This window comes from Aeromonas sp. S8(2024) (genome assembly GCF_041403085.1).
Lineage (GTDB): Bacteria > Pseudomonadota > Gammaproteobacteria > Enterobacterales > Aeromonadaceae > Aeromonas > Aeromonas dhakensis.
The window spans coordinates 139,675-165,924 of record NZ_JBGLRF010000006.1 but is presented as its reverse complement, the minus strand read 5'-3'; the positions used below and the strand labels follow the sequence as shown (position 1 = coordinate 165,924).

At 65.5% G+C, this 26,250-nt stretch carries 19 protein-coding genes; 12 read left to right on the top strand and 7 right to left on the bottom strand.

Annotated features, from left to right (window positions below; genetic code table 11):
• Positions 1-210 precede the first annotated feature (210 nt).
• Positions 211-1,902, bottom strand: a complete 1,692-nt coding sequence (locus ACB031_RS16750; RefSeq protein ID WP_371139926.1) for a methyl-accepting chemotaxis protein — start codon at positions 1,900-1,902, stop codon at positions 211-213.
• Between the two features lie 292 nt (positions 1,903-2,194).
• On the opposite strand from ACB031_RS16750, the gene ACB031_RS16745 reads away from it, so the two are divergent.
• A complete protein-coding gene (locus ACB031_RS16745) occupies positions 2,195-4,042 on the top strand; it encodes a M3 family metallopeptidase (protein ID WP_371139925.1) in 1,848 nt (615 codons plus the stop codon).
• A 77-nt stretch (positions 4,043-4,119) separates the two neighbouring features.
• Positions 4,120-4,911 carry an ABC transporter substrate-binding protein gene (locus ACB031_RS16740; RefSeq protein WP_117404913.1) on the top strand — a complete coding sequence of 264 codons (792 nt, stop codon included), beginning with the start codon at positions 4,120-4,122 and terminating at the stop codon, positions 4,909-4,911.
• Between the two features lie 21 nt (positions 4,912-4,932).
• Here the strand turns inward: ACB031_RS16740 and ACB031_RS16735 are convergent, their stop codons facing one another.
• A complete protein-coding gene (locus ACB031_RS16735) occupies positions 4,933-7,128 on the bottom strand; it encodes a glycoside hydrolase (protein WP_371139924.1) in 2,196 nt (731 codons plus the stop codon).
• A gap of 332 nt (positions 7,129-7,460) precedes the next feature.
• Here ACB031_RS16735 and ACB031_RS16730 point away from each other — a divergent pair, with 332 nt between their 5' ends.
• On the top strand, positions 7,461-8,123 hold the full coding sequence (locus ACB031_RS16730) for a hypothetical protein (protein WP_054544038.1): 663 nt from the start codon (positions 7,461-7,463) through the stop codon (positions 8,121-8,123).
• A gap of 20 nt (positions 8,124-8,143) precedes the next feature.
• Positions 8,144-9,487, top strand: coding sequence for a zinc-dependent metalloprotease (locus ACB031_RS16725; RefSeq protein WP_017765261.1), 1,344 nt, complete (start codon positions 8,144-8,146; stop codon positions 9,485-9,487).
• Positions 9,488-9,592: 105 nt separating this feature from the next.
• On the opposite strand, the gene ACB031_RS16720 is transcribed toward ACB031_RS16725, so the two are convergent.
• Positions 9,593-12,739: a S41 family peptidase gene (locus ACB031_RS16720; RefSeq protein WP_371139923.1), complete on the bottom strand. Its 3,147-nt coding sequence runs from the start codon at positions 12,737-12,739 to the stop codon at positions 9,593-9,595.
• 260 nt (positions 12,740-12,999) lie between these two features.
• Here ACB031_RS16720 and ACB031_RS16715 point away from each other — a divergent pair, with 260 nt between their 5' ends.
• The 6 genes from ACB031_RS16715 to ACB031_RS16690 all read left to right on the top strand — a co-directional run bounded on the left by ACB031_RS16715 (position 13,000) and on the right by ACB031_RS16690 (position 17,723).
• The gene (locus ACB031_RS16715) at positions 13,000-13,476 is read left to right on the top strand and encodes a murein L,D-transpeptidase family protein (protein WP_005308598.1); all 477 of its coding nucleotides are present in this window, start codon (positions 13,000-13,002) and stop codon (positions 13,474-13,476) included.
• A gap of 135 nt (positions 13,477-13,611) precedes the next feature.
• Positions 13,612-14,331, top strand: coding sequence for an AzlC family ABC transporter permease (locus ACB031_RS16710; RefSeq protein WP_123247134.1), 720 nt, complete (start codon positions 13,612-13,614; stop codon positions 14,329-14,331).
• A gap of 2 nt (positions 14,332-14,333) precedes the next feature.
• The gene (locus ACB031_RS16705) at positions 14,334-14,675 is read left to right on the top strand and encodes an AzlD domain-containing protein (RefSeq protein WP_017780431.1); all 342 of its coding nucleotides are present in this window, start codon (positions 14,334-14,336) and stop codon (positions 14,673-14,675) included.
• Between the two features lie 116 nt (positions 14,676-14,791).
• Positions 14,792-16,318 carry a YjjI family glycine radical enzyme gene (locus tag ACB031_RS16700; RefSeq protein WP_371139922.1) on the top strand — a complete coding sequence of 509 codons (1,527 nt, stop codon included), beginning with the start codon at positions 14,792-14,794 and terminating at the stop codon, positions 16,316-16,318.
• Between the two features lie 37 nt (positions 16,319-16,355).
• A complete protein-coding gene (locus ACB031_RS16695; RefSeq protein WP_252604797.1) occupies positions 16,356-17,207 on the top strand; it encodes a YjjW family glycine radical enzyme activase in 852 nt (283 codons plus the stop codon).
• A 192-nt stretch (positions 17,208-17,399) separates the two neighbouring features.
• Positions 17,400-17,723, top strand: coding sequence for a DUF1820 family protein (locus ACB031_RS16690; RefSeq protein WP_005308607.1), 324 nt, complete (start codon positions 17,400-17,402; stop codon positions 17,721-17,723).
• 43 nt (positions 17,724-17,766) lie between these two features.
• Here the strand turns inward: ACB031_RS16690 and ACB031_RS16685 are convergent, their stop codons facing one another.
• The 3 genes from ACB031_RS16685 to ACB031_RS16675 all read right to left on the bottom strand — a co-directional run bounded on the left by ACB031_RS16685 (position 17,767) and on the right by ACB031_RS16675 (position 20,391).
• Positions 17,767-18,690: a LysR family transcriptional regulator gene (locus tag ACB031_RS16685; RefSeq protein ID WP_017780434.1), complete on the bottom strand. Its 924-nt coding sequence runs from the start codon at positions 18,688-18,690 to the stop codon at positions 17,767-17,769.
• A 60-nt stretch (positions 18,691-18,750) separates the two neighbouring features.
• Positions 18,751-19,947 carry an aromatic amino acid transaminase gene (locus ACB031_RS16680; protein WP_371139921.1) on the bottom strand — a complete coding sequence of 399 codons (1,197 nt, stop codon included), beginning with the start codon at positions 19,945-19,947 and terminating at the stop codon, positions 18,751-18,753.
• 168 nt (positions 19,948-20,115) lie between these two features.
• On the bottom strand, positions 20,116-20,391 hold the full coding sequence (locus ACB031_RS16675; protein WP_005308614.1) for a metal/formaldehyde-sensitive transcriptional repressor: 276 nt from the start codon (positions 20,389-20,391) through the stop codon (positions 20,116-20,118).
• Positions 20,392-20,462: 71 nt separating this feature from the next.
• On the opposite strand from ACB031_RS16675, the gene dmeF reads away from it, so the two are divergent.
• A complete protein-coding gene (dmeF, locus tag ACB031_RS16670; protein ID WP_371139920.1) occupies positions 20,463-21,389 on the top strand; it encodes a CDF family Co(II)/Ni(II) efflux transporter DmeF in 927 nt (308 codons plus the stop codon).
• A 59-nt stretch (positions 21,390-21,448) separates the two neighbouring features.
• Here the strand turns inward: dmeF and ACB031_RS16665 are convergent, their stop codons facing one another.
• Positions 21,449-21,859: a hypothetical protein gene (locus tag ACB031_RS16665; protein ID WP_371139919.1), complete on the bottom strand. Its 411-nt coding sequence runs from the start codon at positions 21,857-21,859 to the stop codon at positions 21,449-21,451.
• Between the two features lie 280 nt (positions 21,860-22,139).
• Here ACB031_RS16665 and pulA point away from each other — a divergent pair, with 280 nt between their 5' ends.
• Positions 22,140-26,174, top strand: a complete 4,035-nt coding sequence (gene pulA, locus ACB031_RS16660; RefSeq protein ID WP_010635172.1) for a pullulanase-type alpha-1,6-glucosidase — start codon at positions 22,140-22,142, stop codon at positions 26,172-26,174.
• The last annotated feature ends 76 nt before the right edge of the window (positions 26,175-26,250 follow it).

The window sequence follows — 26,250 nt, the reverse complement described above, 5'->3', positions numbered from 1 at the left end:
AATAATTAAGTGTAAATCTTTACAGCTTGACCTCATCGGAGTAGAGCAAACACTTAACTTTCTGTTTTTAAATGGCTATTAACTCGGCGCCACGGCATCAAGTTCGTCGAACAGGTCGACAAGATGCAAATATTTGGCATTTTTTTGCAATGAAAAACGCCCCCGCCAGCCGATCTGGCGGGGGCGTGCGCTGCGACAAGCCAGGACGGATCAGTGGCGGATGCGCGGACGATCCTCCTGCCGCGGCGGTTGCGGCATCCGCGGCTGGGTTGCCGGCTGGTGGCTGGCCGAGCCCAGTTTGAACAGGGCCAGCCGCTCGTCCAGGCTGCGGGAGAGGCCGGCCAGCAGCTCGCTCTCCTGAGCCAGCTGGGAGGCGGACTGGGACATCTCCAGCGCCGAGTCGTTGATGCCGCTGACGTTGCGGTTCATGTCCTCCGCCACCATGCTCTGCTGCTCCGCCGCGGTGGCGATCTGGGTCGCCATGTCGCTGACGTGCTGGATGTGGTTGACGATGAGGGAGAGATCCTGGCCCGCCTTCTCCGACTGGCCGACGCTGCTCTCCGCCAACTTGCGGCTGGCGTCCATGGCGTCGGCCGCACTCACCGCCCGCTGCTGCAGCTGGGCTATGGTGCTCTGGATCTCCTCGGTGGACTGGCGGGTGCGGCTCGCCAGCTGGCGAACCTCGTCGGCCACCACGGCAAAGCCGCGGCCCTGCTCGCCGGCGCGGGCCGCCTCGATGGCGGCGTTGAGGGCCAACAGGTTGGTCTGCTCCGAGATGGCGCTGATGACCGCCGTCACCTCGCTTATCTGCATCACCCCCTCCTTGAGCTGGTTGACCTGCAAGGTGGCCTGCTCCACCTCGCTGGCCAGCGCCTGGATGCCGTGCACGCTGGCGTGCACGTCCCGGTTGCCGAGGCCGGCCTCGCTGGTGGCGTCCTGGGTGTCGCGGGCGGTGTTCTCGGCGTGGCCGGCCACGTCAGCGATGGTGGCGCTCATCTCGTTCATGGCGGTGGCGAGCTGGGCCAGCTGATCCCGCTGGCTGTTGACCGCCTGGTTGGTCTGTTCGGCGGAGGCGGCGATGCGCAGGGCGGCATCCGCCACGTTGCTGGCCCCCTGGCTTGCCTCCAGCAGGGCGTGCCGGATGGCGCTGAGCCCCTGGTTGGTGCAGCTGGCGACGGCCCCCAGCTCATCCTTGCCGTGCACCGGGATGCTCACCACCAGATCGCCGGCGGCCACCTGCTGCATGGCCCGGTTGATCTCGGCCAGCGGGTTGACGATGGAGCGGCTGATGGCAAAGCCCAGCAGCCCCATCAGCAGGGTCACCAGCAGGGTGGCGCCCCCCATCAGCTGATACTGGGACCAGATGGTGGCCTGGATATCCTGCAGCAGCACGCCGGAACCGAGGATCCAGCCCCAGGGCTGATAGCCGGCCACCAGCGACAGTTTCTGGGCCGATTCGCCGGAGGGGGAGACCCACTGGTACTCCAGCCGACCCTGCTGACCCCCTCTGCCGAGATCCACCATCCGCTGCCAGTGCGCGCCGGCGATGGCGGATCCGCTCTCGCCCATCTGCTGGCCGACCAGCTCGGGTCGGACGGGGTGCACCAGCATCCGGCGGTTCTCGTCCAGCACGAACAGGTAGTTGTCACCGTCAAAGCGCATGCTGTTGAGCATGGCCCTGGCCTCGGCCTGCGCCTGCGGGGCGGGCAGGGTGGCGGCCAGCGCCTGGATCCGGCTCATGGCCAGATCCAGCACGGCCTGCAGCCTGGCTTCCCGTTCACTCATCAGATTGCGCTGCAGGGCACTGGCGGAGATGAGCAGCAGTGCGATGAAGCCGACCAGCGCCAGTGAGAGCAACAGCATCAATTTGCGGCTCACGGCAATATCACCGAGCTTGAACATAGTCTCTTCCTTAACTTTCCCATGCGGGTCTGGTGGTGACCAGTCTGTCGGCTGGCCCTGATTATTTTTCATTTAACATTTAATTAACTTTCAAAGGCTTGGCGCGACAGCACGCCAATTGAGAAGTTTGACACCAGTATAGCCAGCAGACAGAAACCCTCGCTTTTGGTAGCGTGTTCGCGCGCATCCCGGCGCACAATTTGCCGGATTATTTGCAGAAAATGTGAATGAGTCGGCATTTCACCAATAAAGGAGTGGGCACCCCGTGCTGCCCCATAACAAGAGGGAATTTATGAGTTCCATTGCCAGGAATTATCTCAACCAGCTCAACGCCGACTACCTGCAGGTGCACAGGCGCAAGGAGGATCTGTTCTGGTCCACCTACATGGGCACCAGCGACGATCAGGCCGGTTTCACCGCCGCCGAGCAGGCCTACAAGGCGTTCTGCGCCGACCCGGCGCGCCTGCCGGTGCTGCGGGAGATGCATGCCATGGCCGAGGAGACCGAGCTCAAGCGCGGTCTGGCAGGCTGGATCGCCTTCTTCGAATGCAACGTCATCGAGGCGCCGGCCGCCGCCGCCCTGATGGACGAGCTGGTGGCCGCCGAGGCGGCGCTGTTCGCCCGCCGTCGGGAGCTGAAGCTGACCTTGCTGGACGAGCAGGGCCGCGAGGTGGCAGGCAGTCTGCCCGCCGCCAGCACGGCACTGGCTGCCAGTAGCAACGAGGCGGTGCGCCAGAGCGCGCTCGCCATGTTCCACACCCTGGAGAACTGGGTGGTCGACAACGGCTATCTGGCCATAGTCGCGCTGCGCAACCGCTTCGCCCGGGCCATGGGTTATCGCGACTACTTCGACTACAAGGTGCACAAGAACGAGCAGATGAGCCCGGCGCAGCTGTTCGCCATCCTCGACGACTTCATCGCCGGCACCGAGCAGCGGCTGCATCAGAGCCTGGCCGAGCTGAAGGCGGCCAAGGGGGAGGCGGCTCTGCTGCCCCACAACCTGCGCTACAGCGTGAGCGGCGACGTGACCCGCCAGCTCGACCCCTACGTACCCTTCTCCCGCGCCTTGCAGGATTGGGTCGAGAGCTTCCGCCGGCTCGGCATCCAGTACCGCGGCGCCAGCCTCACTCTGGATCTGCTGACCCGGGAGGGGAAATACGAGAACGGCTTCTGCCACGGCCCGGTGCCGAGCTTCTGGCAGGAGGGGGAGTGGGTGCCGGCAGTGGTCAACTTCACCAGCCTGGCCGACCCGGCCCAGGTGGGCAGCGGCTGGAGCGGGCTCAACACCCTGTTCCACGAGGGGGGCCATGCGGCGCACTTTGCCAACGTCACCGGCAACGCCCCCTGCTTCTCCCAGGAGTTCCCGCCCACCTCCATGGCCTATGCCGAGACCCAGTCCATGTTCTGTGACAGCCTGCTGGATGACGCGGACTGGCTCAAGCGCTACGCCAGAAATGCGGCGGGGGAGCCGATCCCGGATGCGCTGATCAAGGCGATGATCGAGGCGCGCCAGCCGTTTCGTGCCTTCAACGAGCGCCAGATCGCGCTGGTGGCTTACTTCGAGCGGGATCTCTACGCCATGGACGAGGCCGAACGCACCCCGGCTGCCGTGCTGGCGCTGGCCCGCCGCTGGGAGCGCCAGATCCTGGGGGTGGAGAGCCCGCGTCCGCTGCTGGCCATCCCGCACCTGCTCAACCAGGAGTCGGCCTGTGCCTACCACGGCTACCTGCTGGCGCTGATGGCGGTGGAGCAGACCCGCGCCTATTTCCTGAAGCGCGACGGCTACCTCACCGACAACCCGCGTATCGGGCCGGATCTGGCCGCCCACTACTGGGGGCCGGGCAACGGCATGACCCATGACGAGACCCTGCGCAGCCTGACCGGCAAGGGCTTCAGCGCCGGCCCGCTGGCCGCGGTGTGCAACCAGAGCGTGGCCGAGGCGTGGCAACAGGCCGAGGCTTGCATGGCGACGGCCCGTCAGCGTCCGCCGGCCGGCGAGGGGGCACCGCTCGATGCCCGCATTCGGGTAGTTCACGGCGACCAGCTTATCGCCGACAATAGCGACTCAGAGGAAGCCATGTTGGCTGGCTTCGAACGCTGGATCCGCCACCACTACCAGGAGGCGGCCACCAGTCACTGAGGCGCAAGCCGGTGAACATGCGTTATGTCAGACCCCTGCCACGGCAGGGGTCTGTTTTTCATGGGAAGGAGTCGAGGGTGGGAACAAGAGCGCGGTGGAGGTGGCTGCTGGCCACGCTGCTGCTGACGGGGTCGCTGGCGCAGCCGGCCCGGGCACTGCAGGCGCTGACCGAGCAGATGCCCCCTTACAACTACCAGCTGGCCGGCCAGCCGGTGAGCGGTTTCTCGGTGGATCTGCTGCAGGCCCTGCTGGCGCGCAGCGGCCTGGCGCTGCGCGGTGACATCCAGCTGCTGCCCTGGGCGCGGGCCTATCAGAATGCCCGCTATCGGGCGGGCAGCATCCTCTTCTCGGTGGCGCGCACCCCGGAGCGGGAGCACCAGTTCCAGTGGGTGGGGCCGGTCGGGCCGCGCACCATCAGGGTGTGGCGGCTGAGCTCGCGCACCGATATCCAGCCCCGCAGCCTGCAGGAGGCGAGCGACTACCGGATCGCCGTGGTACGCAACTCGGCTTCAGCCCAGCAGCTGATCCGCCAGGGGCTGGCGCCGGTCAGCGTCAACAGCGAGGAGGACAAGTTTCGCATGCTGCTGCGCGGCCGGGTGGAGCTGGTGACGGCGCTGGATCTGGGGGCGGCCTTCCACATGCACCAGCTGGGGCACGGCTTCGAGGCGCTCACCCCGCTGTTTGTCTATGACGACAGCGAGCAGTATTACTTTGCCCTCAACCTGGCGACGGAGCCGGCCAAGGTGCAGGCCCTGCAGCAGGCCCTCGACCAGATGCGCCAGGATGGCTCGCTGGAGACCCTGCGCCGGCGCTGGCTCAACCTCCATGCGCAGCCCACCGTCTCGCTCGGCGGGGCTGCCCCCTTCTGATCCCCCGTCACCCCGCCGGGCCTAGCCCTGGATCTTCAGCACGCTGACCGGTTTGCCCTTGAGCGCCACCAGCAGCTGCCGGCCCGCCAGCTTGTGGCCGTCGATCATGATGGAGTTGTGGCTGAAGTTGGCCACCAGCCGGCTGCCGTCGGAGAAGCGGGTCTCCTGCACCCGGCCCACCCCGTCACGCCAGCGAAAGCCCACCAGCGCCTTGTCCCACAGCACTTCATGCAGCGGGGCGAACTGCTCGCTCAGCCGGGTCAGCTCCGGCAGGCGACTGGCCAGCGTGCTGCGGCTCAGGTTGACCAGCGGCGGGGTGTTGTAGAGCAGGCCGAGCAGGGCGCGCTCCTCTTTGATGCCCGGGAATTTCAGGTTGTCCAGCAGCCAGTGGTGGCTGTTGAGCACGGAGTCGTGGAACACCGCCTGATAGAGGGGCAGCCGATCCGCCGGATTGAACACCGTCTTCAGGTAGCGCGGCTTGAGCCGGGCGGGCTGGAAGAAGACTTGCGGCGCTTCGTCCGGCCACCACTTGCCGAGGTAGTAGGGGGACTTGGCCTGTTTGCGCATGGCGGCATCCTCCCAGCCAAAGCCCCAGCTCTGGATACCGTGGGCAAACAACAGCGGCTTGCTGGTGAGGGCGTTGCCATCCTCCGAGCCCAGCACCAGGCCGAGGTGCTCCCCCACCCAGCTCATGCGGGCGTTGCGGTCGGCGACCATGGCCTGACTGCCCTGCTGGTGGGCCGGGTTGTAGTCGTTGGAGGCCATGGCGGTGCCATCCACGTCGAGGAACAGGCTGTTGATGCCGCTGGCCTTGGCCAGCTCGCTCATGCGGCTCTTGGCAAAGGGCAGGGTGCAGCCGGGGTTGAGATAGACCCCCTCGCCGCCAAAGCCCGGCTTGGGCTTGCCGTTGGCCTCGACGATGGCGCAGCGCTTGCCGATCTCCGGCGGCAGCTGGGCGGTGAGCCAGCTGTCGTTGGTGCCGGGCGCGATGGCGGTGTCGTAGGAGTCATAGCTGCCCACCAGATAGCCCTGGCGCAGGGCGGCGGTGAGGGCATAGCCCTGCTGCAGGGCCGCCGTCCACTGCGGGGTGCCGAGCCACAGCTTGCGTAGTCCCGCCTGCTGCAGCGCCTCGATCACCGGCAGTGACAGCCCCTGGCCCCAGCGCTCCTGGGGCACCAGCAGATCCCCCAGCTGACCCTTGACCCACTGCTGGCGCAGGGCCAGCACCTTGCTCTGGGCCTGCGGGCCCTGCTGGGCAGGCAGCGGCAGCTGGCTGGCAATCAGCCGGTTGAGGCCGGCCATGATCAGGCTCTGCTGCCAGATCTCGGGATGGGCGGCGGCCAGCGCCTCCCGCTCCTCGGCATTGAAGGTCTGCAGCCACTCCGGCTTTTGCTGCAATCTGGCCTGCAGAGCGGGCCACGCTTTCACGTCCTGCCGATCGAGCAGGGCATCCCCCCACAGGTAGACATGGCTGGCGCCGATCAGTCGCCGGCCGGCCGGGACGCGGGCAATCTTGTCGGCCAGGGATTGCCAGGCCCCCTCGCTCTGCAACCACGCCCGGTAGCGGCGGGCGCCGGCCAGCCAGTCATCCCCCACGCTCAGCCGCACCACCATGGGCGCCTGAGCGTTGAAGCTGCTGAACTCGTGGCTGGCGCTCAGCTGCAGCCGGCCCCCCTGGCGGCTGAACTTGAGCCGGTTGTCGTAGGGGCTCTGCAGGATCCAGCTGTAGGTCTGCTTGCCTGCATCCTGGCTCCAGAGCGGCAGCTTGAGGTCGTAGTGGGTGTTGAGCTCGGCCAGCTCGTCGCCGACATAGCCGAGCCAGTCGCTGTCGCGCACCGAGAAGCGGCTGCCCTCGCCGATGGCGAGGGAGAGGTGGGTCTGGTTTCTCGGCAGGCTGTACCAGGTCAGCTGACGGGGACTGTCGCTGGCAAGCGTCAGCAGCAGGTCGTCGCCATCCAGCCTGACCTCCACCCTGGCCTCCTGGGCGGGCCAGCGCCAGCTGGCCTGCTGGTCATCCTGCTGCAGCTGATCGACCTGGCGGGCGGGCTGGCCCGCGCTGACCGGGATCCGGTTCACCGCAATGGCCAGGGTATCGGGATCGATGCTGTAACTTTGAGTCCCGCCTTGCAGGGTCAGAGGGGCGGCGGCGAGCGGCGCCGCCAGCCATGAAATTGCCAGCCAGCCCAGTGCTGGCGCCGTTATTCGCAAACCGTTCATGCAACATCCTTGACCTGATCAATGCCATCAGGGTACGCCGCAGCCCGCCTCCCGGTACAGCCAAATTTGCTTAACCCATATGGGGTGAAGGGAGTCATGCCGGTCGCTTTCACGGACGTTTTGCTGCAGCAAAAAAGCATCATTCGAACCCTTCCTCAGCCCCCGCCAGCGCTGGCTTTGTCGACTCAAATGGATGTGTGCAAACACCAGCGTCGATTTTTCAGACGCCCCATATAGGGGGGTGCCAGCCTTGTCGCCAGTTTCTAGCATGCCCCCTCACTTTGAATGCAATTCATTGTTTTATAAGGATTGTTTTTGACTGGAGTATCAGTATGAAGAGAGCGAAATGGGGGCTTGGGCTGGCATTGTGCGCCCTCTTGGCCGGGGTGATCGGCTGGTGGCTGTGGCCGCAGCCGGTGGCGCCCGGAGCAATGACGACAGGGGATGAGGCGCGTGCGGCAGAGTCGGCCCCGCTGGTGGAGCTGACGCCACTCGCCGCCATGCCGGTACCCGCGCTCAAACCGGCGCCGGTCACGCCCCCCGCCAAGCCGGATCGGCTGCGGGAAGATGGCAGCCAGCAGCTGGAGACCCCCTGGCAGGCGGCCGAGGTGGATGCGGACTTTCCGCTGGCGGAGCCCGGCGATGCGGTCGAGCAACCCCAGCCGATCGCCCTGCAGGGCAGCGATCTGGAGCGGGCTCAGGTGGGTGACAGCGTGGCGTTGCCGCTGCCGGATGGCAGCACCCTGCAGGCCAGGGTGACCAAGGTCGAGCTGCAGCGGGGCGGGGAGCGCAACTGGCAAGGGGAGATTCGGGTCGAGGGTGACAGCTATCCGGTCAATTTCACCGTCGGCAAGCAAGCGACTTTCGGGTTCATCGGCACGCCGCAAGGCAGTTACTCCGTCGAGACCCTGGGAGGCAAGGGCTGGGTTTACAAGAACCCGCCGCTGGATCTGGGTCATGGCGGCGATGACGCCCTGATCCCGACTCACCAATAACAACAGAAAAGGAAGATCACATGCAGAAAACTACCTTGGGGATCATGATTGCGGGATTGCTCGGGGCGACCCCCGTGCTGGCGGAAACCATCGACCTGATGGTGCTGCACAGCCCGGGGCTGGCGGCCCGCTATCAGGGGGATGCGCAGACCCGGATCCAGCACATGATCAACGTCACCAACCAGATCTATGCCGCCAGCGGCCTGGATCTGACGGTGCGGAGCGTGCACGACCAGCAGGTCAATTACCCGGATGGCGGCACCGACGAATCCGCGCTCAACGCGGTGACCTACCAGCAGGATCCGGCTTTCAAGCAGGTACCGACCCTGCGCACCCGTTATGGCGCCGACATGGTGGTGCTGATGCGCCCCCAGACCGGTGACCACGGCAGCTGCGGGCTGGCCTGGGTTGGTGGTTCCGCGACCTATAGCGATGGCCGCAAGGCGTATGCCGACGGGGATGTCTCCCAGGATGCCGGCAGCATGTTCAGCCATGTCACGGCCACCGGCTGTGGCGACGTGGTGCTGGCACACGAGCTGGGTCACAACATGGGGCTCAACCACTCCCGCCTGCAAGATGGCACGGGGGGCACTTACCACTATGCGCTGGGACACGGGGTGCGGGGTTCCTTCGCCACCGTGATGGCCTATCCCTCCAGCTTCGGGGTCTACAGCCACGAGTACAAGTTCTCCAGCCCGGACCTGGTCTGCAAGGGGCAGCCGTGCGGCGTGGATTACCGGGATCAGGCCAACGGGGCCGATGCGGTGCGGGCGCTGAAGGTGACCACGCCGCAGATCGCCGCCTTCTACCCCACCATGGTGACGGAAGCGCTGCCGGATCTGGGCGAGCTGGAACGCTCCCTCGAAACCCGGCGCCAGGACCTGGCGGCGGCCCAGGAGCACTACAGCCAGCAGGTGGCGGCCAGAACCGCCCTGCAGGATCGCCAGCAGACGCTCAAGGGCAACTTTGATCGCTACCAGCGCGAGCTGAACCAGCTGAACCAGCGCAACCGCCAGACGGTGCAGGAGATCAACCGGCTGGTGCGCGAGTACAACAGCTACAGCGGCAGCTACGGCCCGGAAGAGTATCGACGGATCCGCGCCATCCAGGCGGGCCTGAGCACCCGCATCGATCAGCTGCACGATGAGAACAACGCCATCATTCGCCAGTCCAACGAGATCAGCCAGCGTTACCAGGCCGAGGTGAAGGAGTACAACGGCAGCTGGGATCGCTACAACCAGCTGGTGGCAGCGGTGAAGAGTGCCGACGGCAAGGTGGACGAGGCGCGCCGTGAGCTGGAGCTGGCCGAGCACAGGTATCAGCTGGCGCTGGCCCGCCAGCCGGCCGAGACGCAGCCGGCCTGATGCAACAAGGGCGCCCCGCAACAGGCGGGGCGCCCTTGATGTCTGTCATAGGAGCCGACGGAGCCGACCGGGCAAGCCCGGCCGGCTCCTCTTTTTATGGCGGACTTATCTGGCCGCCGGCAGCTGGGCGAGGGCGGCCTTCACTGCGGCTTCCAGCTGGGGATCGCGCCCTGCCACCATGTCGGCCGGGGTCAGTGCCACCTGCACGTCCGGGATCAGCTCCTGGTTCTCGTACAGGGTGCCGTCGGGGTTGCGCAGCCCCAGGGTCGGGATGCCGTAGGCGAGGCCCGGGATCAGCCTGGAGGTGTGGCCGTACACCATGGTGCCGGTGCCCGGCACCGGTTCGCCGACGATGGGGCCCACCTTGAGGGTGCGGTAGTACTGGGGAAAGGCCGAGCCTTCCGAGTAGCTGCCCGCATTGACCAGCACCACCGAGGGCTTGGTCCACTGGCGGGTGGCGGCGTCCGTCTCACCCTTGCCAAGGCGCGGCCAGCTGCTGGCCATGCCCTGGGCGCTGCCGCTGCCGGTCAGGAACTCCACCAGGGTGTTGGCCAGATAACCCCCCTTGTTGAAGCGCACGTCGACGATCAGCGCCTCGCGGTTGCGCTGGCGGCCGAGGGCGTCGGCCACCACCTCCTCATAGACGGCGCTGCTCATCTCCGGCAGATAGACATAGCCGACCCGCCCCTGACTCAACTGTTCCACCTGGCTGCGGCGCTTGGCGATCCAGCCGTCGAGCTGCAACTGATACTCCTGCTGCTGGTTGATGGCGGTGACCTCCAGCTGGTGCGGCTCCTTGGCCCCCTTGGGCAGCAGGGTGAGGGCCAGCCGCTGGCCGGCCTGATGGTTGAGCAGGGCATCCAGCTCGTTGAGGCTGTGCAGTTCGGTGCCGTTGATGGCCAGCAGGCGGGCGCCCGGCGCCAGATCCGTCTCCTGCTCCAGCGGGCCGCCGGCCAGCAGGGCGGCCAGCTCGACCGCTCCCTGCCGCTCGCGCCAGTAGCCGCCGAGGCTGGCGGTGTCGTCCGGCATGCGCAGGGAGGAGTCGGGGACGCTGCCCCAGGTGTGAGAAACATTGAGCTCGCCGGCCAGCTCCGCCAGCAGGTTGCCGAAGTCACGCTCGTTGCTGATGCCGGGCAGCAGGCGGCGATAGGCGGCCACGTAGCCATCCCAGTCCACCCCGTTCATGTCGGCCCGGTAGAATTCGTCCCGGGTGAGGCGGGTGATCTGGTCGAAGGCGGCGCTCATCCGATCCTGCCAGCTGGCGGTGATCAGCAGATTGAAGGGGTGACTGCTGGCCTCGCCGGAGCGGGTATCGATGAGGGCGATCTCCCCCTCCCGCACCAGGGTGGCGAGGCTGGCATCCTGGTTGAGGCTGGCCAGTGCCGGCCCCGGCTGCTCGGCAAACAGCAGCTTGGTCTCGCCCTTGCGCAGATCCCGGGCGTAGCCCTTGATCTCGCTCTCGCCGTTGGCCCCGCTGGTCTCCACCAGATAGACCAGGTGATCGTCGACGATGCGGCTGGCGAGGACGGTGCCTTCTGGCTGCAACTGCAGCGCCTCGCGGTGTGCCAGCCGGTCGGTTTCGAAGCCGTAGCCAGCCTTGGGCGGTGCCTGTTCAGCAAGGAAATCGCTTCTGGCGGCGCGGCTGCTGTAGAGGCCGAGCAGGCTGCCGCCGAGGGGCTCGCCATCGGCCCCCAGCACGCCGTACTTGGTGGATTGCCAATAGAGAATACCGCCATCCTGGCTCCAGGCCGGCTCACCATCCCGATAGCCGTTGAGGCTGACGTTGACCGGCTTGGCCTTGGCATCCCGGGTGTCGATGACGGCGATCTCCTGTTGGCTGGAGTCGGGCTGGATGGTCAGCGCCAGGTGGCGCGAATCGGGGGCAAAGGCCAGCTCCACCGCATGGCGGGAGGGGTTGAACTCGGCGGCGACCAGCTGGCGCTGCTTGCCGCTGGCCAGATCCAGCAGATGGACGGCCTGGCCATCCACCACGAAGGCGAGCTGCTTGCCGTCGGGGGAGAGGGTCGGCACGCTGATGGCGGCGCCCGGGATGGCCAGCAGCTTCTCCTCGATCAGGGTGCCGGGGGCACTGAACAGGGTGTCCGGCTGCTCCTTCTTGAGGCGATACAACGCCGCCGGCCCCTCCTGTTCGGAGAGGTAGATGAGCTCTTGCTCTTTATCCAGATAGCGCGGCGCCGACTGTTCGCTGGGGTGGCGGGTGAGCTGGCGTACCCGCTCGCGCCGGGTGTCGACCGCGTAGAGATCCCCCTGGCTGACCAGGATCACCTCTTCTCCGTCCTGGCGGGCGATGGCCTCGTCGATGGGGCCGGGCTGCCAGCTCTGTTCGGCCGGCACCTTGGCGAACAGCGGCTGGATGGCGAGCTTGTGCGGGGTGTCGCTGCCTGCATCGAGGCGGTAGAGCTCCCCCTGCCAGGACCAGACCAGATCCCCCTGGCGGGAGGCACTGAGGCCGCGCACCGGGTGACCCTTGAAGTGGGTGAGCTGGCGATCCTGGCCGCTGGCCAGATCCCGTTGCCAGACGTTGAAGTCGCCGCTGCGCTCGCTCAGGTAGTAGAGCTGCTTGCCCTGCTCATCCCAGACCGGATCGCTGGCGGCTACCCTGTCTTCGGTCAGCTGGCGATGCTGCTTGCCGTCAAACAGCCAGAGGCGGGAGACGGCGAACGAATGCTGATGCTTGCGAAACGGCTGATCCATGCCCGGCATCTGGTAGGCCAGCTGGTTGCCGTGGGGGCGGGCCAGGGTGGCCGGCAGGGGCTGGGCCGGGGTCAGCGGGCCGCCGGTAACCGGCGTCCAGTAGAGGTTGCTGGCCCGATACCCCTCCGCCACGAAGTGATCGGCGTCGGGGTTGGTCAGGCGCTGGCTGCTCAGCAGCAGCTGCTTGCCATCGGCGCTGAAGGCCTGGGGCAGATCGGGGCGCGAGTCGCGGGTCAGCCGCACCATCTCGCCGCCGCGACTCGGCACCACGAACACGTCCTCGTTGCCGTAGAGGTTGGCGGCAAAGGCTATGAGCTTGCCATCCGGCGACCAGAGCGGGCGCTGGCTCAGATAGCTGCCGTCGGTGAGGGGCACGGCGCTGCCACCATCCCCCGCACTCAGGTAGACGCGGCCCTGCCAGGTGAAGGCAAGCTGCTTGCCGTCGGGGGAGAGGGCGGGCTCGCGCAGCCAGAGCGGCTCGGCCGCCTGCAGGGGGGAGCAGAGCAGCAGGAGCAGCAGTGAGAGTCGGTATCGCATCGTGAGGTTCCTGAGAGGTGAAAAGCGCCTTATCTTCCCCCAATGTCCCACCCGGGACTATCCCGAGATAGGGGGGTTATCCCGTTGTTTTGGCAGTTAATTGTAACAATCTATAAAAGATGGCGCGGGATATGTTTCTCTGGATATATTGAGTATTGATGGCGATCCAATATGATGGCGCTCGCCCGCCACACCAGGCGGTGCAGTTCAGATGATTTGGTAACAGAAAAGCCCTTACCAGAGGCTTGCCGAGGGATGGAATGAGAGCCGTATTACTGTGTTTGCTGGGGCTGTGGCCCGCATTGAGTTTTGCCACCCTGTCCGCCGATATGGTGGTGGTGAAGAAATCGAGTTATAGCCTGACCCTGATGAAGGATGGCAAGGAGGTCAAACGCTACTGGATCGCTCTGGGTCCGGCTCCCAAGGGGCACAAGCAGCGGGAAGGGGATCAGCGCACGCCGGAAGGCCGTTACATCCTCGACTACAAGAAGACCAACTCCAACTATTACAAGGCCATCCACATCAACTACCCGAATCTGGACGACATCAAGGCGGCCAACGAGATGGGTGTGCGACCGGGCGGCATGATCATGATCCACGGTCAGCGCAACAGCATAGGCAACACCCGTTTGCAGCCGTCCAACTGGACCAATGGCTGCATCGCCATGCTCAACAAGGATCTGGACGAAGTGTGGAACGCCATCGAACCCGGCACTCCCATCATCATTCAGCCCTGACTCTCTGCAGCGCGCCACCTTCGGGTGGCGTTCTGTTTTTTGGCTCCCTCCTTTCTTTACCCGCAGCCTCTTGGTATCCGTCCCCGTGCTGTGCTAGTTTTTCCGGCTCGCCGTGGCCGCAACAAGGATGATCCCATGCCGTCAGCAACCCTCTCTCCGTCCGTCGGTGCCGAGAGTACCCGTGCGCTCTGGTGGCGCGCCTCCATCGATATTCTGCCGCTCTCCATCTCGGTGATCCCCTGGGGGATCCTGTGCGGCGCCCTGGCGCTGCAGGTGGGACTGAGCCCGCTGCAGGCCCAGCTGATGTCGCTGCTGGTCTATGCCGGCGCCGCCCAGCTGTCGGCCACCACCCTGTTCGGGGCAGGCACGCCGCTGCTGCCCATCATGGGCTCCACCTTCGTCATCACCTCTCAGCACCTGCTCTACGGCTTCACTTTTCGCCGCGACGTGCTGCCGCTCTCCCTGCGCTGGCGCGCCAGTCTCGCCTTCTTCCTGACCGACGAGATGTTCGCGGTGGCGCTCAAAGACAGGGAGCGCAGCGGCCGCTTCGATCCGGCCTACGCGCTCATCGCCGGCTTCGTCTTCTATCTGTTCTGGAATGTGGCGACCCTGCTCGGCATCGCCGCCGGCCAGTACATCGACGGGCTGGATCAGATGGGGCTGGACTTCGCCATCGCCGCCACCTTCATCGCCATGACCATTCCCGCCATGAAGAACCTGCCCATGGTGGCGGCCACCCTGGTGAGCGGGGCCATGGCGCTGCTCACCAAGCCGCTGCTGGCGGAGGTCTACATCATCATCTCGGCGCTCTCCGGCATGCTGGTGGGTTATGTGCTGCACCGGATGAGGAGGTAATCATGAGCTGGCTGATGATAGGCCTGCTGGCCCTGATCACCTTCTTCAACCGCTTCGCCTTCTTCTCGCGGCTGACCCGCTATCAGCCGGGCGCCGAGATGGGGGCCTTCCTCAGCTTCTCGGCCCAGTCGGTGCTGACCGCCATCTGGCTGCCCATAGTCTTCAGCTACCAGCCGGGCGCTGGGCTGAGCTGGGATCCGGACTACCTGGTCGCCACCCTGCTGGTGACGGCGCTGACCCTGCTGCGGCTGCCGACCCTGCTGGTGGTGGTGGTCGGCATGGGGGGCTTCTTCCTGCTGCGCTGGCAGGGGGGCGTGGCCCAGCTGCTGCCCTGGCTGGGCTAGGCCCGTGATCCTGCATGGCGGATGTCTTCATTGGATATCCGCCATGTTGTGAATGTCACTTCAAAAAACACCTCCCAAGTGTGAGGATTTAGCTCCCATCCGTCGAGGAGCGAGCCATGTCCTTCACCGAAACCTGCCAGCGCATCGTGCGCGATCCCCTGTTGTCACCGGCCCAGAAGAGCCATGCCCTGGCGCTGGCCGCCGAGAATGCGCTGCCCTATCCCGAGCTGCCCGCCGAGGTGAGCGAGGCGATGGCCAAGGGCTTTGTCTGCGACATGTTCGAGGGGCACGCTCCCTACAAGCCGCGCTATGTGCTGCCGGATTACGAGAAGTTTCTGCGCCAGGGCTCCGCCTGGCTGGAGCTGGCACCGCCGCAGGATTTTGACGAGGCGCTCGATGCCCTGCGCATCCTCTACCACCACGTGCCCTCCGTCACCGGCATGCCGGTCTGGCTGGGCCGGCTCGACCACCTGCTGCTGCCCTTCGTCGGTGAGCTGGATGACGAGACCCTCTATCGCAAGCTGAAGGGGTTCTGGATCTACCTGGACCGGGTACTGCCGGATGCCTTCATGCACGTCAACATAGGCCCGGATGACAACCGGCTCTGCCGCCTGATCCTGCGCATCGACGGTGAACTCAAGCAGGTGGCCCCCAACCTCACTCTGTTCCACGATCCGGCGCAGACCCCGGACAGCCTGCTGCTGCAGGGGGTGAAGAACATCGCGGCCTGCAGCAAGCCCCACATCGCCAACTACCCACTGCATCGCAACACCTTCGATGAGCGCGGCTTCGGCATCGTCAGCTGCTACAACGCCCTGCCCCAGGCGGGCGGCGCCAACACCCTGGTGCGGGTCTCCCTCAAGCGGGTGGCCGAGCAGGCCCACGGCATCGACGACTTCCTGGGCTGCCTGCTGCCCCACTACTGCCGCCTCGCCTCCCGCCTGATCGAGGCGCGTGCCGCCTTCCTGCACCAGGAGTCCGGCTTCTTCGACAGTTTCCTGGTGCAGGAGGGGCTGCTGGAAGAGGATCGCTTCGTGCCCATGTTCGGCATCTACGGCATGGCCGAGGCGGTCAACCTTCTGATGGACAAGGAGAATCTGCCGGAGCGCTACGGCCGTGACGAAGAGGCGAACCAGCTGGGCTATCGCATCTCGGCCCAGCTCGCCCGCCACGTGAGCGAAACGCCGCAGCGTCACGCCTGGGGCGGCCGCGCCCTGCTCCACTCCCAGGGCGGGCTCAGCGTGGATCGCGGGGTGACCCCCGGGGTGCGCATCCCCTATGGCGAGGAGCCGGATCCCGCCAGCCACGTGCTGGCGCTGGCACCCCACCACGGCTTCTATCACTCCGGGATCAGCGAGATCCTCACCCTGGATCCCACCATCCGCCAGAACCCGCAGGCGTTGCTGCAGCTCTGCAAGGGGGCGCTCGCCATCGGCATGCGCGAGTTCACCGCCAACGTGGCGGACAGCGACCTGGTGCGGGTGACCGGCTACATGATCCGCAAGAGCGACGTGGCCCGCTTCGCGACCGAGGGCTCGCGGCTGCAGACCACCTGCCTCGGCGCCGAGGCGAGCGAGCTGACCGGGATCCGCCAGCGGGCGCCGCGGGTGGTGGGACGCGAGGCGACCCTGTGTGACTACTGAGTGCGACAGGCGGGCAGGGGCGGCGCGCAGCGCAACGGTGAGCCGCTGGCTGCCCTTCTCCTGCGTGGACGGCCCCGGCAACCGGCTGGTGCTGTTTCTGCAGGGCTGCAACTTCGCCTGCCCCGGCTGCCACAATCCGCACACCATAGGGTTGTGTGATCACTGCGGTGACTGCGTGCCCGGCTGTCCGAGCGGGGCGCTGACCCTGCACGAGGGACGGGTGAGCTGGCAGGCGGCGCGCTGCACCGATTGCGATGCCTGTCTCGATGTCTGCCCCCGCAGTGCCAGCCCCAAGACCGCCGCCATGACGGTGGCCGAGGTGCTGGCCCTGCTGCGCCGCTACGGCCCGCTGCTGACCGGCATTACCGTCTCCGGCGGTGAGGCCACCACCCAGCTGCCGTTTGTGATCGCGCTGTTCACGGCCATCAAGGGGGCGCCGGATCTGGCCCGTCTCGACTGCCTGCTCGACAGCAACGGTTCGCTCGCCGAGGCTGGCTGGCAGCGGCTGCTGCCGGTGCTGGACGGCGCCATGATCGACCTCAAGGGGTGGCACGACTCTGTGCATCACACGCTGACCGGCTATGGCCGCGAGCGGGTGCTGGCCTCGCTGCAACTGCTGGCGCAGGCGGGCAAGCTGGTGGAGGTGCGCCTGCTGCAGGTGCCGGGGCAGAGCGACTATCTTGCCGCCGACGGCACGCTGGATGGCGGGCTCGCCGCCTTCTTGCACTCTCTCGGGCCCGTGCCCATCCGCCTCAACGGCTTTCGCCATCACGGCGTGCGCGGGGCGGCGCAGGACTGGCCACAGGCGACGCGAGAGGAGCTGGAGCAACTGGCTGCTGCGCTGGCGGCGGCAGGGCTTGGCCCCGTCACTCTGCCGCCGCTGCTCTGAGTAGATTGATGCTAATCAACTGATCGCAAAGGGATTTAATACTACAAGGCAAGATTGGGCGGCGAACCGAGCGGTTCGGCGTGGCTTTTTTGCTGCCTGAGTCTTGAGATGACGTAACTGTGATTGCTGTCTATTTGAGCTGTGCGAGGGGGCGGCTAGAATGGGTCAATCGCCCACCATCAACAGACGAACATGAGTGAATCCAACGCCTTATATCGAGTGCAGTTCATTTGTCACAACGAGCGTTACGAAGTCTATGTCAGGGAAGTGAGCCAGGGTCAGCTGTTCGGCTTTATCGAGATCGCCAACTTCGTGTGGGACAACCACACGGCGCTTATCGTCGACCCCAGCCACGAGAAGTTGAAGAGTGAGTTTGCCGACGTCAATCGCACCATGATCCCCATGCACCACGTGCTGCGGGTCGATCAGGTGCGCAAGCAGGGGGCTGCCCGCATCACCGAGCTGGGCAACAACGTCTCTCCTTTCCCCGGCCCCATCTACACCAAGAAACCCTGAGCACGGTCGTACCCGGCACAGGTTGTGCCGGGTACGACCCTCATCATGCCAACTCGCGGGCCAGCTGCAGGATCCGCTGGCGAAACCAGCGTCGCGCCGGCTCCTCTCCGGCCGGGCCGTACCATACCAGGCTGTGGGTGACGGCGCCGTAATCAAACGGTACTGGCCGGCTCACCAGATCGTGCGGGGCCGCCTGCTCGGCCCAGCCGTTGACGGCGGTGAGGATCAGATCGCTCTGGCGCAGCAGGGTCGCCGCACTGCCAAAATCGGGCAGGATGGCGGCGATCTGCCGGCGCACCTGCAACTGGGCCAGGCTCTGCTCGAAGAAGGGGTTGGCCAGCTCCTGATCACGAATGGCGATATGGCGCCAGCTCAGGTAGGCATCGAGATCCCAGGGCCGCGCCAGCGCCGGGTGATCCGCACGCAGCAGGCAGACCAGCTTGTCTTCTCGCAATGTCTCCCACACCAGCCCTTGCTGGCGGGGCAGGGGCTGGCTCTGATCGTGGGGCAGGATCACGAAGTCCAGCTTGCCCGCCGCCAGGGCCGCCAGCCCCTGCTCATCCTTGTTGCGGATGTCGGGCACCAGGCCCGGCACCTCGCGCATCAGCTGCGCCAGGATGGGCCCCATGGGCCAGACCATGCCGCTCTCGCGCAGGGCAAATTTCAGCTGCCCCTGCCAGCTGACAGGATCGAAGCCGCCCTGGCCGGTGAGGCCGTTGAGCTCGCTCAGCAGCCGGTGCAGGGTGGGGCCGAGCCGCTCGGCGAACGGGGTCAGCAACAGCTGGTTGCCCTGGCGGTAGAGCAGCTGATCGCCGAGCAGATCCCGCAACTGGTTGAGGGTCTTGCTGACGGTGGAGGGGGTGGTGCAGAGCCGCTCGGCGGTGCGGGTGACGCTCTGGCTGTCAAGCAGCAGGTGCAGGGTAACCAGGTGGCGGCCGCCGAGGCGGGAGAGGGCAATGAGATCCATAACGGTTCCACGAGCAAACGGGACAAACAAAAAGCCCCGCCTGAGCGGGGCTTGCGGGGATCAGCCCTTGAGCACGGCGGCCATGGCGTCGGCCACGTAGTCGACGTTGCGGCTGTTGAGGCCCGCCACGCACATGCGGCCGGAGCGCACCAGGTAGACGGCGAACTCCTCGCGCAGGCGGTCCACCTGCTCCGGGGTGAAGCCGGTGTAGCTGAACATGCCGCGCTGGTTGATGAAGTAGCTGAAGTCGCGGCCCGGCACCTTGGCGCTCAGCACCTCGAACAGCTTCTGGCGCATCCCCTTGATGCGGGTGCGCATCTCGGTCACTTCACCGACCCACATGGCGTGCAGTTCGGGCTGGCTCATCACGGCCGCGGTGATCTGGCCGCCGTGGGTGGGGGGGCTGGAGTAGTTGCGGCGCACGGTGGCCTTCATCTGGCCCAGTACCCGACCCGCCTCTTCGGCATCCTGGCAGATGACCGACAGGCCGCCACAGCGCTCGCCGTAGAAGGAGAGGTTCTTGGAGAAGGAGTTGCTGACGAAGAAGCTGACGCCTGCGGCCACCATGGCGCGAATGGCGTAGGCATCCTCTTCCAGCCCGTCGCCAAAGCCCTGGTAGGCAATATCCATAAAGGGGATCAGGTTCTTCTCGACCACCAGCGTGATCACCTGGTCCCACTGGGCACGGGAGAGATCCACCCCGGTCGGGTTGTGGCAGCAGGGGTGCAGCAGCACGATGCTTTTCGCCGGCAGGGCGCTCAGGCAGTCGATCATGGCGTCAAACTGCACGCCGCCGGTGGCCGCATCGTAGTAGGGGTAGTCGTGCACCTTGATGCCGGCGCCCTCGAACATCGCCTTGTGGTTGTCCCAGGTGGGATTGCTGACCCACACCTCGGAGGCCGGGAAGTAGCGCTTGAGCAGATCGGCGCCGATCTTCAGCGCGCCTGAGCCGCCGATGGTCTGGATGGTGGCGATGCGACCCGCCTTGACCGCTTCGTGGTCGGCACCGAACAGCAGGTGCTGCACCGCGGTGCGGTAGTTGGCGGCGCCTTCCATCGGCTGGTAGGGGCGCGGGGCCGGGGCGGCGGCGCGCTGGGCTTCGGCCTGCTGTACCGAGGCCAGCAGCGGAATGCGGCCCTGCTCGTCGTAATAGAGGCCGATCCCCAGGTTCACCTTCTGCTCGCGGGTGTCTTTGTGGAAGGTCTCGACCAGGGTCAGGATGGGGTCGCCAGCATAGGCATCGACGTGTTCAAACATGGGGGGTCCTTGCGAAATGGAATCCAGGGTATGGCGATCAATGATCGGCGGTCATCATGGCGTAAAGCCGGCGAGGGCTCAAGTCTGAAAGGGGCGCGGGCTGGCGGAGCGATGCCGCCCAGCCGTAAACGGGATGATGCGGGCCGCTCGCGGCCCCCTCCACCGGCTCTACTTCAGATAGGATCGCAACACCCGTACCACCTGATCCAGATCCTCCAGCCGCTCGGCCGGGGTCGCCTCTTCGGCGCCGAGATGCTCGCGCATGTGGCCCTCCAGCACCTCCAGCATCAGGCCGTTGACGGCGCCGCGAATGGCGGCGATCTGCTGCAAGATGGCGGCGCAGTCACTCTCCTGCTCCAGCGCGCTCTCCAGTGCCCCTGCCTGCCCCTTGATGCGGCGCACCCGCGCCAGCAGCTTCTTCTTGCCGTGAATGGTGTGTGACATGCAGGATCCTCTCGATCAATAAAACTATACTGGGGTATAGTATATTGCATCTTCGTCCTCAGGAGAAATCCATGTCATCCCTCGCCTCATCCCACTGCCACCAACCCGTCGTCCACGAAGGGAATCCGCTGGCGGAACAGAAGACCCGCTGGGCCGTGCTGCTGACCGTCGTCATGATGGTGGCGGAGATCGGTGGCGGCTGGTTCTACAACTCCATGGCACTGCTGGCCGACGGCTGGCACATGAGCTCCCATGCGCTGGCGCTCGGCCTGTCGGTACTGGCCTACCGCGCCGCCCGCCACTTCGCCCGCGACCACAGATTCAGCTTCGGTACTTGGAAGATCGAAGTGCTGGGGGGTTTCACCAGCGCCCTCTTGCTGGTGGGGGTGGCCGGCATGATGCTGTTCGAGTCGGTGTTCCGGCTGCTGGATCCCAGCCCGATCCACTACCAGCAGGCCATCGCCATCGCCATCGTCGGCCTGCTGGTGAACCTGGCCTGTGCCTGGCTGCTCAAGGATGATCACGGTCATCACCACCATCATCACGACCACGATCACTCACACGATCATCACGGCCATCAGGATCTCAATCTGCGAGCCGCCTACATTCACGTGCTGGCGGATGCGGCCACCTCGGTGCTGGCGATTCTGGCGCTGGTGGGGGGCATGCTGTGGGGGGCCGACTGGCTCGATCCTCTGATGGGCATAGTGGGCGCCGTGCTGGTGGCGGTGTGGGCCTGGGGGCTGCTGCGCGACTCCGGCCGGGTGCTGCTGGATGCCGAGATGGATGCGCCGCTGGTGGCAGAGATCCGCGAGGTGATAGCCGAGCTGCCACAGACCGAGATCCGCGATCTGCACGTCTGGCGGGTGGGGCAGCAGCAGTATGCCTGCGTGCTCTCCCTGCTGATGGCGGCGCCGCTCTCCGCCAGCGAGATCCGCGCACGGCTCGCCATTCACGAGGAGCTGGTGCACGTCACCATAGAGGTGGGCACCCCCTGATCCTGGCCGGTTGGCCGCAACAGCAGGAAGGGGCCAAGGCCCCTTCCTGTTTTTCTGGCTCAGTGTGGCGGGCCCTGCACATCGTCCGGTTTGTGCTGCCAGATGGCGCCGAGCAGCAGCTTGAGCAGCAGCCCGGGTGGATTGTCCAGCAGCCGGCCCGACTCCAGCTGCAGCTGGCCGTCGGGATGAAAGCCGAGGCTGGCGTGGACGGTGCCATCCTCGCCGCACACCTGGATGAGACCGCTCAAACTGCCGCGCTCCCCCGGCTGGCAGCGCAGCCGCAGCTCCCGTGGCTCCCCCAGCAGGGTGAAGGCGCGGGCAAGGGGCGGGGTATCTTCATAATCCGGCCAGTTGAAGAAGCGGTACTGCTCGGCCAGGGTGCCCGCCTGCTGGCAGAACTGGTCGAACAGCTGGGCAATCCCCTGATACTCCTGATCCAGCCGCCTGGCCTGCTCTTCAATCCGTTTCATCTCCGGTTGCTCCTTTGCTCGCTCTTGTTCACTTATCCATTTGATCGGAAATCTTTTTTTCCGAAATTGGACGCGCCTTCCGCTGGTATGGGCCGAAACGGACGACGGGTCTGTGAGCCCGATCCGATTTTCGTTATGAAAACGTTATCTTGTTGAAAGAGGTTAACTTTTTTGCCTTCCTGCTCACATTTGAAACGATTTCAGCTGATTAATATGGCCCCGCTCGGCAATGACCGGGTACTCGAATATCGAGACTAACTACAGCGGGAATTATAAAAAAATGGATATGAAAAAGACCAAGGTGGCGCTGGTAACAGCCTCACTGCTCGCGCTTTTGTCCGGCTGCAATGACAACAGCACTTCCCCCACCCCGGAACCCTCGGACGGCCCAGTCGCCCGTCTGCCCAATGTACAACCCCCGGCCGAACAGCTGGTGGCCGGGCCCGATCAGGCGGTGATCGCCCTGGTGGATACCCAGACCAGCGCCGCCCGCGGGGTCACTGGCCCCTTCGCCAACTACAGCCTGCACCTGTGGAACAACGACGCCTGCAACGCCACCGCCGAGAGCGGCCTCAACGCGGGCTGGGACGACAAGGCCAACACCCCGGCCGCGGTCGACGGCTTCGGCCCGAGCTGGGTGGTGCCCCTCAGCAAGGTGGAAGGGTGCATCAACTTTATCGCCCGTAACGGTGATCTGGCCAACCTGACCGGCAGCGACATGAAGGTGGTCTTCAGCGATCATCCGGACCGCACCGTGGCCATCGTCGCCGGCAAGAACGAGATCTTCGGCAGCCGCGCCGAGGCCTTCACCGCCGCCTTCGGCGTGGCGGGCGCCAGTGCCCACCTGATCGACGGCAACACCCTGATCTGGCAAGGGGGCAAGGACAAGCCCCATGTCCGCCTCTATTACACCGAGTCCGGCACCATCAAGGCCAATGCCGAAGGGGTGTTCGACTTCCCCTACATCACCCTTACCCCGACCAGCCTGACCGCCGAGCAGCAGGCCAAGTATCCGCATCTGAAAGATGCTGCCGCCTTCGCCCTGCCGGCCGGGAAAGATCTCAAGCCGCTGCTCAAGGGTGAGCTGGTGGCCATCGGTACCGACGCCGACGGTATTCTGCAGGGGGCGACCCTGGTGCAGAGCGCCGGCGCCCTCGATGCCCTCTACAGCGAGGCGGCCACCAAGCTGACCTATGGCGCCGTGGTGGAGGGGGGCAATGTCACCTTCCGGCTGTGGGCGCCGACCGCAAGATCGGTCAAGCTGGCGCTGTTCGACGAGCAGCACAAGTCGCTCGGCGAGCGCACCATGACCCTGGACGAGGCCAGCGGCAGCTGGAGCGTGCAGGGGGGCAGCGAGCTGGTGGGCAAGTTCTACCGCTACGACATCCAGGTCTATCACCCGGTCAGCCGCAAGCTGGAATCCTATCAGGTGACCGACCCCTACTCCCTGAGCCTGGCGATGAACTCCGAGTTCAGCCAGGTGGTGGATCTCAACGATCCGGCCCTCAAGCCGGAAGGGTGGGACAGCCTGAAGGCGCCCCACAGCCAGCAGAACCCGGCCGACATCACCATCTATGAGGCCCATGTCCGCGATCTGACCGGCAACGACGACTCCACCCCGGCCGAGCACCGCGGCAAGTTCCTCGGCCTGACCGATACCGACACGGCGCCGGTCAAGCACCTGCAGGCGCTGGCCAAGAGCGGCGTCAGCCACCTGCACCTGCTGCCGGTGTTCGACATCGCCACCGTCAACGAGGATCCGGCCAAGGTCGCCAACATCGGCGATGACTTCGGCAAGCTGTGCCAGGTCAACCCCGAGGTGCAGAACTCCAAGTTCGCCGGCTACTGCAGCAGCGGCCAGACCATCGCAGCCGTGCTCGGCGATCTGCAAGGGGGCGACAGCAAGGAGAACCCGCAGGTGCAGGAGCTCTACGGCTACCTGCGCGGCGTCGACTCCTTCAACTGGGGTTATGACCCCTACCACTACACCACCCCGGAAGGCTCCTACGCCACCAACGCCGAGGGCAGCCAGCGCATCCTGGAGTTTCGCGAAATGGTCAAGGCCATCAAGCAGAACATCGGCATGAACGTGGTGATGGACGTGGTCTACAACCACACCAACGAGGCGGGCCTCGGGCCCAAGTCGGTGCTCGACAAGATAGTGCCCTGGTACTATCAGCGCCTCAATCCGGAGACCGGCTCGGTGGAGAACTCCACCTGCTGCTCCAACACGGCGCCGGAACACGCCATGTTCGCCAAGCTGATGGATGACTCCCTGGTCACCTGGGCCCGCGACTACAAGATCGACGCCTTCCGCTTCGACCTGATGGGCCACCACCCGAAAGATCAGATGGTGCAGGCGCTGGCTGCGGTGAAGAAGGTCAACCCGGAGATGTACTTCTACGGCGAGGGCTGGAACTTCGGCGAGGTGCAGGATGACAAGCGCTTCGTGCAGGCGACCCAGAAACACCTGGCCGGCACCGGCATCGGCTCCTTCTCCGACCGGCTGCGGGATGCGGTGCGCGGTGGCAGTCCGTTCGACGGCGGCGACACCATTCGCAAGACCCAGGGCTTTGGCAACGGCGCCCTGGTGGATGCCAACGAGATGGACGGCGTCGATCGCGCCACCGCCCTGCATCAGAGCGACCTGGTGCGCCTCGGCATGGCCGGCAACCTGAAGGAGTTCATTCTGACCGACAAGGACGGGATGCCGAAGAAGGGGGCCGACATCGACTACAACGGTCAGCCGGCGGGCTATGCCCAGGATCCGACCGAAATCCAGAACTACGTCGACAAGCACGACAACCAGACCCTGTTCGACAACCTGATCTACAAGGCGCCGCAAGGGGCCGATCTGGTGCGGATGCAGGGGGTATCGCTCGCCACCGCCATGCTGGGGCAGGGTATTCCCTTCACCCACGCCGGTGTCGAGCTGCTGCGCTCCAAGTCCATGGAGCGGGACAGCTACGACTCGGGTGACTGGTACAACCGGGTCGACTACACCCTGGCCGACAACAACTTCAACAAGGGGTTGCCGCGCAAGGACAAGGATGGCGACAACTATTCGCTGATCGAGCAGGTGCTCGGCAAGCACGTCAAGCCGAGCGGTGCCGACATGGCGACCATGGTGGGCTTCTATCAGGAGCTGGCCGAGCTGCGTCAATCTTCCCGTCTGCTGCGTCTGGGCAGTGGCGCCGAGGTGATCAAGCGGGTCGATTTTCGCAATACCGGCCCGGATCAGGTGCCCGGCCTCATCGTGATGACGGTGGATGACGGCGTCAATGCGGGTGCGGATCTGGATCCGGCCATCGACGGTCTGGTGGTGATGATCAACGCCACCAATGCTCCCCAGAGCGTCAGCGACTTCCGTGACGGCAACGATCAGCCCATCGACCTGGCCAGCCTGCAGCTGAGCCCGGCCCACCACGGCGGCGAGAGCATCGCCCGCGATGCCGCCGTCAATGGCGGTACCCTGACCCTGGGGGCCTGGTCGGCGGCGGTGTTCGTCAAGCCGCAGAGCGGTGCCCAGGGCAGCGGCCTGCCGGTCGGCAAGAAGACTGATCTGAGCACGGTACCGCCGTTTGGTGACACCGCCGTCTATCTGAAGGGGTTTCTCGATGAGTGGGGCAACACCAACCAGATGACCTTCACCAGCAACTTCATGTACGAGTTCACCACCGAGGTGAGCAGCGACAAGCTGGGCACCACCAACGTCAAGATCGCGGATGCCAGCTGGGGTCCCCTCAACTACGGCAGCTGCAACGCCGGTGACAAGCTGGTGGTCGGCACCCCGCTGACCCTCTGCAAGGGTGGCGATACCGGCAACATCGGGCTCGATCTGGCCAAGGCGGGCAGCTACAAGTTCGTCTTTACTGCCATGAACAAGGACAAGCCCACCCTGAGCGTCAGCTTTACCGAGCCGGTGCAGAGCTGCAAGGTGCTGGACACGGTGGCGGGCAATCCGCTCGGCTACAACCTGTTCGTCAAGGGCGAGCTCTCCGGCTGGAATGCTCAGCCCCAGTACCAGTTGAGCTACAAGGGAATGGATGGCGATCTCGCCATCTATCAGGCGGCCTTCAACTACACCGGCAGCACCGAGTTCAAGGTGGCCAACGAGGACTGGAGCAAGGAGTACCTGCTCAACGGTGGCGGTGCGCTGAAGGCGGAGACCGGTTACCCCTTCGCCTTCTCCCAGGCGGGCAGCGCCAACAACAGCATCACCTTGCCGCAAGGGCTGTGGAGCGTGCTGGTGAAAGTTGACCCGGCCGGTGCCAAGGCCGGTACCGCGGTGATCCAGGAGTGCAGCGCCAAGTAGTCATTCCCATCGAGCCCGGGGCTGGCTCGGCAGCCCAGGGTTGAATTCCACCTTGCCAAGGGTGGGATAACACCGA

Bases quoted from the DNA above. Each gene is read 5' to 3' on its own strand.
- ACB031_RS16720 (WP_371139923.1), bottom strand. From the start codon at position 12,739: ATGCGATACCGACTCTCACTGCTGCTCCTGCTGCTCTGCTCCCCCCTG.
- ACB031_RS16735 (WP_371139924.1), bottom strand. From the start codon at position 7,128: ATGAACGGTTTGCGAATAACGGCGCCAGCACTGGGCTGGCTGGCAATT.
- ACB031_RS16715 (WP_005308598.1), top strand. From the start codon at position 13,000: ATGAGAGCCGTATTACTGTGTTTGCTGGGGCTGTGGCCCGCATTGAGT.
- ACB031_RS16745 (WP_371139925.1), top strand. From the start codon at position 2,195: ATGAGTTCCATTGCCAGGAATTATCTCAACCAGCTCAACGCCGACTAC.
- ACB031_RS16700 (WP_371139922.1), top strand. From the start codon at position 14,792: ATGTCCTTCACCGAAACCTGCCAGCGCATCGTGCGCGATCCCCTGTTG.
- ACB031_RS16680 (WP_371139921.1), bottom strand. From the start codon at position 19,947: ATGTTTGAACACGTCGATGCCTATGCTGGCGACCCCATCCTGACCCTG.
- ACB031_RS16665 (WP_371139919.1), bottom strand. From the start codon at position 21,859: ATGAAACGGATTGAAGAGCAGGCCAGGCGGCTGGATCAGGAGTATCAG.
- ACB031_RS16725 (WP_017765261.1), top strand. From the start codon at position 8,144: ATGCAGAAAACTACCTTGGGGATCATGATTGCGGGATTGCTCGGGGCG.
- pulA (WP_010635172.1), top strand. From the start codon at position 22,140: ATGGATATGAAAAAGACCAAGGTGGCGCTGGTAACAGCCTCACTGCTC.
- ACB031_RS16685 (WP_017780434.1), bottom strand. From the start codon at position 18,690: ATGGATCTCATTGCCCTCTCCCGCCTCGGCGGCCGCCACCTGGTTACC.
- ACB031_RS16675 (WP_005308614.1), bottom strand. From the start codon at position 20,391: ATGTCACACACCATTCACGGCAAGAAGAAGCTGCTGGCGCGGGTGCGC.
- ACB031_RS16710 (WP_123247134.1), top strand. From the start codon at position 13,612: ATGCCGTCAGCAACCCTCTCTCCGTCCGTCGGTGCCGAGAGTACCCGT.
- ACB031_RS16730 (WP_054544038.1), top strand. From the start codon at position 7,461: ATGAAGAGAGCGAAATGGGGGCTTGGGCTGGCATTGTGCGCCCTCTTG.
- ACB031_RS16690 (WP_005308607.1), top strand. From the start codon at position 17,400: ATGAGTGAATCCAACGCCTTATATCGAGTGCAGTTCATTTGTCACAAC.
- ACB031_RS16750 (WP_371139926.1), bottom strand. From the start codon at position 1,902: ATGTTCAAGCTCGGTGATATTGCCGTGAGCCGCAAATTGATGCTGTTG.
- dmeF (WP_371139920.1), top strand. From the start codon at position 20,463: ATGTCATCCCTCGCCTCATCCCACTGCCACCAACCCGTCGTCCACGAA.
- ACB031_RS16705 (WP_017780431.1), top strand. From the start codon at position 14,334: ATGAGCTGGCTGATGATAGGCCTGCTGGCCCTGATCACCTTCTTCAAC.